We start from the raw sequence: 8,165 nt of genomic DNA, 5'->3' as shown, positions 1-8,165 counted from the left end.
TCAAACGAACAAATAGAGCAGATAGAATTTGCACTCAACCATCGTCCTAGAAAAACACTAGGTTGGTATACACCGAGTGAAGTTATGGCTGGTTTTTATACTGTTGCACTTGCCGCTTGAATCCGCCATTTAATAAATAAATTTATTGTAAAAAAAAGCCCACTAAATATGGGCCTATCTCTAATTTTAATGTTACTCCCTGAAAGGGTCACTTTTCCATGACCTAATCTCAGCAAAAACTAGAAGGGTAATGATGGTAAATAAGACACCAATTCCCAGAAAAAAAACATCTTTAGCTAAACCAGCTAGACTAAACGTGATTAAACTAGTAATAGAAGATATAAATAGCAAAAAAAACATAAAAATACGTTTCATTTAACAATAACCTGTTAAAATGGATGATAAATCACATAAATATTATATGTTATAAATGCTGTGATAGATAATAATAAAATTCATTTAATTATTTTATGTGAACTATAAGTTTAAGTAATAATTTTTTAATCTAAATAATTTATATTTGTGATCTTTTATTTCAGTAAAAGTATATATTTATGCTTTTGAATTTATGTATTTAATTTCATTAGATCTCTTTCATAAATCAAAAAACGATCTTCTTTTTGGTTAATATTTGCACTCCGGATTTCTTAGCATTCGTGCATAATCTGCGGATGAAATACATCGATTCAAACAAGCTTTCTGATCCTCAGTTCAAGCGATACACAGGCATCTCATGGTCAACTTTCTATTTGATGGTTGAGCAATTGAAGAAACATGTCCCTGCCAAAGGCAGACCGCCCAAGTTAAGCCTGGAGGATCAGGTTCTGCTCTGTCTGAGCTATTGGCGGGAATACCGAACCTTATTTCACGTTGCGACGAGTTACGGGGTTTCAGAGCCCACAGCCTCAAGAATTGTCCGTCATGTTGAAGACTGCCTGATTCGGTCCAATCTGTTTAATTTACCCAAAGATTTACCCGAGGGCGAAGGCATCGACTGGAATGTTGTAATCGTGGATGCCACGGAAATTCCAATCCAAAGGCCTAAAAAAACAGAAGAAAAGCTATAGCGGCAAGAAAAAGACCCACACTTTCAAAGTACAGGCCATCATTCATTATCAAACTCAAAAAATCCTGAGTTTATGTACGAGTCGTGGTGCCGTACATGATTTCGAACTCTTCAAACGTAACTTGAATCAGATTCCTGCAGGTGCATTTATCCTTGCGGATAAGGGTTATCAGGGAATTTATACAGTGTATCCAAATAGCTTGTTGCCATTAAAAGCAAAGAAGCGCTGTAAACTGGATTCCGAACTAAAAATCTATAATCAGGAAATCAATAAAAGAAGAATTGGAATTGAGCATGTATTTGGCAGTTTGAAAACCTTCAAAATTCTTGCTGAGCGATATCGCAATCGAGGCAAAAGACTAGCATTAAGATTCAATCTAATTGCTGGAATTTATAACTTGGAGCTGAGTGAAAAATGACTTATGAAAGAAATCTAATGTAAACAAGTTTTCCATCATGTTAGGTTTTTTAAATTAATAAAAATATAATTTGTACTTTTGACATACTTATAATTACTGGTGGTGAATGAGTATTAGTAACTCCCTAAGAATAATCCTTTAATCCCATCATTTTTCTTTCAAAATCCCATCATTTAGAAGTACTCATAGGTTAAGGAATAGATATCCTTGTTAGAAATATCTAAACTAGCGATATGCTGTAGTGCTCCTGTTTTTGTCCTAGCAAAACTGTCCGCTTCATCCAAATACTGAAATATGAGTTCTCTAAGGGTTTTGTGCTTAAGTTGCATCTCAGGGTTCAATATTTTTTCAGGGTGCAATTCAATCTCGGCTTCCGTGCGTTTGATTCATTCCTCAGCCAATGATTTTTTGCTGAACGTTTTGGATTGCTTAAATTCAGGGTAGCCTTGACGTTATATACGGATCTGAGCTCTATACCGAGTTGTACCGTCTTTTGTTTGTCGCTTAGTGACCATGCCCATGAATTTGCACCATAAAAATGTAGTGGTGCAAATAGGTTGCAAATAAAGAGCGTTAAAAGTCAATACGGAGCGACTAAACGAAGTTAAATGAGGTTAAAGATTTTGAGTAAAAATAATGTAATTTCAGAATTGTTTGATAGGTCAATAGATAAGAAACTTTGGGTCGCTCCCATGGCAGGTGTCACCGATCGTCCATTTAGAACCTTATGCAAGTACTTCGGTGCGGGTCATGCAGTCAGTGAAATGATGACTTCTGACAAGACCTTGCGCATGAGTAAAAAAAGCTTATATCGGGCGAATTTTGATGGTGAGCTGGCACCAATTTCAGCGCAGATTGCCGGTTCTGATCCGCATGACTTAGCTGAGGCAGCGCGTTATCAGGTTGCAAATGGGGCACAAATTGTTGATATTAATATGGGTTGTCCAGCAAAGAAAGTCTGTAATAAGCTGGCCGGTTCTGCCTTGTTAAAGGATGAAGATCTGGTTGCACGTATTTTAGATGCAGTCATTGCTGCAGTTGATGTTCCTGTGACTTTAAAAACCCGTTTGGGCTATCTCAACGGTCATGAAAATATTCTGCGAGTTGCAAAACGTGCTGAAGACGCGGGGATTGCAGCGCTGGCATTACATGGCCGTACTCGTGAAGACATGTACCTCAATACGGCACGCTATTCTTTAATTAAGGAAGTGAAAGGAATGCTGAATATTCCCGTGATTGCGAACGGAGATATTGATAGCCCTGAGAAAGCTAAATATGTACTGGACTATACAGGTGCGGATGCCATTATGATCGGCCGTGCAGCACAAGGTCGCCCCTGGATTTTTCGTGAAATTGCACACTATTTAAAAACCGGAGAGCATCTGGCTGCGCCAAGTATTGCTGAAGTGAAAGATGTGCTACTAGGGCATTTATCCGAGCTTTATGAGTTTTATGGTGAATATTCAGGTTGCCGTATTTCGCGTAAGCATATTGCCTGGTATACCAAAGGTCTACGTTCCAGTAATGAATTCCGTCAAAATATGTATCAGGTAGAAAACACTGCCGATCAATATAAAGTGGTGGAAAACTATTTTAATGGATTACTGGAACATGGACATATCATGAGCGATGTACAGGTGAATCAGGTGAATCTGCTAGAAACCAAATAAAAAGAGAGATTTCCTAGTTCTTCTAAAAGGTACTGTAGTAAATACAGTACCTTTTTTATCTTATAGCTAAAATTTTATATGCTTCCGTTACATTAAAGACTGTAGTGAACATAGCCGCATATTAAGTTCACTGAAACTGGACAGGATATGGACATTGTTTACGTGAAATTGCTCTAAGCTGAATTTCTAGCATGGCAAGATGTTTATTCAATCTTGTTCATTCTCATGATCAAGGGAGATCTATAATGACAAATACCAATCGTCCAGTTACAGACTTTGGCAATAAAACCTCGACTGAATTACCAGAGGAACGTAGTGACGCATTAAATCAAGATGCAACAGATGCCAGTGCTCGACCAGATTTGAATTCACCTCAAAAAGATAATCCTCGTGTGCCAGATATGAATGAAGGTGAGGATAATGTACTTGCTACCAGTGCAGGTACTTTAGGCGGGGCAGCAGTTGGAGCGACTGCCGGTCTGGTAGGTGGTCCTCCAGGGGCAGTAGTAGGCGGTATCATTGGCGGTGTTGTAGGCGGTATTGCAGGGAATGATATTGCTTCACCTGATCATCCGAAACAGACGGATAACTACGAGCATCCAGAAAATCATCCAGAGGCAGATAATTATCAGCATCCGGACACGATTAAGCAGGAAGATGATTACTGGAGAACTGAGCATACCAACCGTCCGTATTATACGGAATCACGCACTACTTACAGCGATCTCGACTATGATCGTGACTATCGTGGTGCTTATCGGGTTGGTTATGAAAACCGTCCGCTATATGACCGTCAAACTGACTTCGAACATGCCGAACCTGAATTACGAACCAAATGGGAACAGGTAAAAGGTGAATCTCGTTTGAATTGGGAAGAAGCAAAATTTGCGATCAAAGATGCTTGGCATCGTATGACTCGTTAAAAGAACGATATAAAAAAAACCTCTCTTTGGAGAGGTTTTTTTATATTCTAAAATTAAATTTTGCTTTATTTTTGTTTCATTTCCAGCACTAACTGATTAATTAAATCAGAAGCTTCCATCTCACGAATTTGCGCCACATTTGAACCTGCCCAAAACGCGCCATAACCCTGATCACCATGTTTGGACGCTGCTGCATGTAACTGCTTGGCCAGATCATAAGTATATGGATAGGCAGGAACATCCAGACGATTAGGCGTGTCTACGTCTATGTGCCAGTGATTAATGATGCCACGCGCTGGGCGGCCGGAAATGCTGGCACTAACTTGAGTCAGCGGCTTGGACAGTAGCGCTTTACGATAGGCGTCATTGGCATTGGAAGATTTGCATTGAACAAATGCCGTGCCTAATTGTACTGCTTCAGCGCCAAAGTCCATCATCTGACGGGCTTGTTCACCATTCATAATTCCGCCTGCAGCAACCACTGGCAGTGAAAAATGCTGTTTTATTAACTTCACTAGATTAGAGGTTTTGACTGAGGCATCAAACTTGGTACTAAAGATACCCCGGTGACCTCCAGCCTCAATGCCTTGAGCAATGATGATATCAATCCCTGCCGCTTGAATGGCTTTGGCCTCAGCAAAATTGGTGTCAGATACCATCGTCAGAATACCGGCATCTTTTAAGGCCTGAACCTGATGCGGGAGAGGAATGCCAAAATGAAAGCTGACCGCACATGGTCTGGTTTCTAGAACCAGATTCAAGAAATCATCATTGTCTTTAAAACTTGGGTAAATACAGTTCAATTGAGTGGGTGGATTAATTCCGTATTCAGCAAATTTATCTTTAAACTGGTCAATCCAGGCTTGGGCTACGTTTTCATCAAGAGGCTGACTGTCATGACAGAAAAAGTTAACCTGAAACGGACAATCTGTAAGTTCCTGAGTTTTTAAAATCTGCTGGCGCGCAGACTCTACGCTGCTGGCTCCCAAGCCCAGCGAACCCAGACCACCCTGATTTGAAACTTCCGCTGCCAGTTCAGGTGTCGAAACGCCTGCCATAGGGGCCAAGAAAATAGGATGTTTTATTCCGAGTTTTTCTAATAAAGACATAGATTTGCTCCCTGTTACTCTATCTACTTTGCCTATAGCCGCAAAATTAAGCAAATCATATTGGTTATTTTATTTTGAAATAATGCTGTATGGATAACGGTTCAATTACATTTCTTACGACATGAGATGTCGCCACAAAGACTGGAAAGCTATAGTGTATAGCGGGGAAAATTTATAATAGGTTTTTAGCCAACAACTTGCTGAAATCATGTCTGAACGTATCCGAGAAAAACTACAAATTTTAGCTGATGCTGCCAAATATGATGTGTCCTGTTCATCGAGTGGCAGTAACCGTAAAAATAAAGACAAAGGCTTGGGCAATACCGGAAATGGAATCTGTCATAGCTATACCGAAGATGGTCGCTGTGTCTCATTACTGAAAATACTGTTTTCAAATGTCTGCATTTTTGACTGTGCCTATTGTGTCTCTCGTCGTTCCAATGACGTAAAACGTGCTGCATTTACCGTGCAGGAAGTGGTCGATCTGACCATGAATTTTTATCGCCGTAATTATATTGAAGGGCTGTTTTTAAGTTCGGGAATTTTTAAATCAGCAGATTACACCATGGAGCGGATGTTGCAGGTGGTGAAAAAGCTGCGTCTTGAAGAAAATTTTAATGGTTATATTCATCTCAAAACCATTCCCGGAGCATCGCAGGAGATCATTACTGAAGCGGGTTTATATGTCGACCGGATGAGTATCAACCTGGAAATGCCAACCGAAGCAGGCTTGCAAAAGTTTGCTCCAGAGAAAACCCATACAGAAGTGCAAAAAGATCTGGGAATTGTACGGGATCGCTTAATCCAGTTGAAAGATGAACGTAAGATCATCAAATCCGTTCCCAAATTTGTTCCCGCAGGACAGACCACGCAAATGGTGGTCGGTGCGCATAGTGAAACGGACAAAGATATTATTTTGATGGCTGATCGGCACTACAAGGAATTTAAGCTGAAACGCGTGTATTTTTCTGGCTATATTCCGATTAATCCCGAAGAAAAAGCCTTACCTGCAATCGGCTCAGCGCCACCCTTATTAAGAGAAAATCGTCTATATCAGTCTGACTGGCTGATGCGCTTTTATGGTTTTGAAGCAGATGAAATTGTGAATGACCAGCATCCAAATCTGGATCTGGATATTGATCCAAAACTGAGCTGGGCTTTACGCCATCCGGAGGCCTTCCCGGTTGATATTAACCGAGCCGACTACAAGATAATATTACGCGTGCCTGGCATTGGAGTACGTTCTGCCAAAAAGATTGTACAGGCACGCCGTTTTGGTCAGATTCATATCGATCAACTAAAACGGATGGGCGTGGCGTATAACCGGGCGCAGCATTTTATTCGCTGTGCAGATACACCGAAATTTAAAAAGGAGCAGCAATCCCAGCAGATTCGCCAGCAGATTTTACAAGCCGGTCAATCCAAATATCAGCAGCAACTGTCACCTCAACTGGGATTCGGTTTCTGATGGCACAGTACTGTTTTGATGGCACCATGACCGGTTTATTAAGCTGTGTATTTCGGGCTTTTGAGTTTAAAGAGTTTGATGTCAAAGTGACGGCCAATCCGCAGGCACAAAATGGCTTATTCGATGATTTTATTCATGTAGCTCCGAATGAAAGTCAGGGACAGCGGGTCTGGCAAGGCTTAAAACAGAAAGTATCATCCAGTAGTTTAAAAGCCTTTTATTATGCTTTTCTTTCTGAAAAAGAACAGGCATTTCAGAACCTGTTCGATTTTGCAGTTTATGTATTTCAAAATCAGCGGCCGGTTGATAAAGATTATGGCCATCATGCAGTCATCGGAATGTCACAATGGATGAAACAGGTCGGGCGTGAAAAGCATCGTATGGAAGCTTTTGTCCGCTTCAAAAAGGCCAAAGATGGATTGTTTCTCAGTCTGGTCAAACCGGATTTTAATGTACTGCCGATTATTTCCCGACATTTTAAGGAACGTTACCAAGACCAGCGTTGGCTAATTTATGATGAGCAGCGCCAGTACGGCATCTATTACGATTTAAATGATGTGCACCAGATAGAGATGAATGCAGAAATAGTTGATCCACAAATCCGGATTGGACATAGTCAGTCTTTTAGCATTGAACTGGATGATGAAGAAGTACTCTATGATCAGCTTTGGAAAGATTATTTTAAAAGCGTGAATATTCAGGCACGACAAAATATGAAGCTGCATATCCAGTATGTACCTAAACGCTACTGGCGTTATATGAATGAGAAAGTACTTTAAATAAAATCTTCGCCCAAGTTTAAGGCATAATGACAGCTAATATTTAGATCGAGTGTATAGATATGAAGGTATGGCTGGCATCATTAGCTATGGTAACTGGATTGGCTGCATGTTCAGCAGAGCAACAGAAAATAGCAGTAGATCCGGGTAAATATCAGGTTAAAAGTGCACAGGAATTACAGCAACGTTTTGATGATCTAAACAGTAAGTTGGCACAGGACTTTCAGCAATTTAAAAAAGTAGAAAGCATTGCCTTTTCTCATCAGTTGCCTTTGGATGTGAATAACCTGCAAACCTTGAATCAGCATCCTGTCAGCCGGACTGCGCTAAAATCCAGTAAAGTGGCCTATTGTGACATGATGAATGGTTATTTTGCTGAGATGTATCGCTTGGGGCATTATAATCTGAATCTGGTCGACGAAATTCAATTGCCTAAAGCCGAGAATGAAGACCTGAAATCCAATTTTGCATCTAGCGATCAGTTCTATACTTTTATTCTGGACCGTTATACGGCTTATCGTCAGGTTCAACAAACCATGAATTATGGTTGTAATCTAAAAGCTGCGTTGTAAGTATTAAGCTATAAAAAAGCCCATCGCAAAGATTAATGCCAGTCAGTTAAGCAAATATTAGTAAAATGTAGTAAAAATGAGTGTATGTAAATACGCTCATTTTTTTATGACTTTATCTGAAAATTTAGATTGCACCCTTCAACATTCTTTACCTTCACT

Annotated in this window: 8 protein-coding genes and 2 pseudogenes; 8 read left to right on the top strand and 2 right to left on the bottom strand. The window is 40.1% G+C overall.

Going from position 1 to position 8,165, the window contains the following annotated elements:
- The 3 genes and pseudogenes from FTV12_RS15940 to FTV12_RS15930 all read left to right on the top strand — a co-directional run.
- Nucleotides 1-120, top strand: a pseudogene (locus FTV12_RS15940) (IS30 family transposase); the annotation flags it as partial.
- 551 nt (nucleotides 121-671) lie between these two features.
- Nucleotides 672-1,067, top strand: a complete 396-nt coding sequence (locus tag FTV12_RS15935) for a transposase family protein (protein ID WP_071851480.1) — start codon at nucleotides 672-674, stop codon at nucleotides 1,065-1,067.
- Nucleotides 1,015-1,485 carry a transposase family protein gene (locus tag FTV12_RS15930; protein ID WP_180012239.1) on the top strand — a complete coding sequence of 157 codons (471 nt, stop codon included), beginning with the start codon at nucleotides 1,015-1,017 and terminating at the stop codon, nucleotides 1,483-1,485. Before FTV12_RS15935 ends, FTV12_RS15930 begins: the two co-directional genes overlap by 53 nt.
- Nucleotides 1,486-1,661: 176 nt before the next feature.
- Here FTV12_RS15930 and FTV12_RS16645 read toward each other — a convergent pair.
- A pseudogene (locus tag FTV12_RS16645) lies at nucleotides 1,662-2,006 on the bottom strand (site-specific integrase); the annotation flags it as partial.
- A gap of 102 nt (nucleotides 2,007-2,108) precedes the next feature.
- On the opposite strand from FTV12_RS16645, the gene dusB reads away from it, so the two are divergent.
- Both dusB and FTV12_RS15920 read left to right on the top strand, forming a co-directional pair.
- Nucleotides 2,109-3,155 carry a tRNA dihydrouridine synthase DusB gene (gene dusB / locus FTV12_RS15925; protein WP_179993370.1) on the top strand — a complete coding sequence of 349 codons (1,047 nt, stop codon included), beginning with the start codon at nucleotides 2,109-2,111 and terminating at the stop codon, nucleotides 3,153-3,155.
- A 245-nt stretch (nucleotides 3,156-3,400) separates the two neighbouring features.
- Entirely contained in the window at nucleotides 3,401-4,078 is a 678-nt protein-coding gene (locus FTV12_RS15920) for a hypothetical protein (protein ID WP_125279326.1), read from the top strand.
- 65 nt (nucleotides 4,079-4,143) lie between these two features.
- On the opposite strand, the gene FTV12_RS15915 is transcribed toward FTV12_RS15920, so the two are convergent.
- Nucleotides 4,144-5,187 carry a nitronate monooxygenase family protein gene (locus FTV12_RS15915; protein WP_180034323.1) on the bottom strand — a complete coding sequence of 348 codons (1,044 nt, stop codon included), beginning with the start codon at nucleotides 5,185-5,187 and terminating at the stop codon, nucleotides 4,144-4,146.
- 208 nt (nucleotides 5,188-5,395) lie between these two features.
- Between FTV12_RS15915 and FTV12_RS15910 the strand changes: the two genes are divergently transcribed.
- The 3 genes from FTV12_RS15910 (at nucleotide 5,396) to FTV12_RS15900 (ending at nucleotide 8,006) form a co-directional block, all read left to right on the top strand.
- Nucleotides 5,396-6,655 carry a putative DNA modification/repair radical SAM protein gene (locus FTV12_RS15910; RefSeq protein WP_179993373.1) on the top strand — a complete coding sequence of 420 codons (1,260 nt, stop codon included), beginning with the start codon at nucleotides 5,396-5,398 and terminating at the stop codon, nucleotides 6,653-6,655.
- Complete coding sequence (locus tag FTV12_RS15905; protein WP_179993374.1) at nucleotides 6,655-7,434, top strand: TIGR03915 family putative DNA repair protein; 780 nt, start codon at nucleotides 6,655-6,657, stop codon at nucleotides 7,432-7,434. The genes FTV12_RS15910 and FTV12_RS15905 overlap by 1 nt, the downstream gene beginning before the upstream one ends.
- Nucleotides 7,435-7,496: 62 nt before the next feature.
- Entirely contained in the window at nucleotides 7,497-8,006 is a 510-nt protein-coding gene (locus FTV12_RS15900) for a hypothetical protein (RefSeq protein WP_179993375.1), read from the top strand.
- Nucleotides 8,007-8,165 lie beyond the last annotated feature (159 nt).

Origin of the sequence: Acinetobacter sp. YH12233, from assembly GCF_013417725.1 — a bacterium.
In the GTDB taxonomy this organism is placed as follows: Bacteria; Pseudomonadota; Gammaproteobacteria; order Pseudomonadales; family Moraxellaceae; genus Acinetobacter.
The sequence above is the reverse complement of the archived record's forward strand: the minus strand, read 5'-3'. Positions and strand labels throughout refer to the sequence as shown.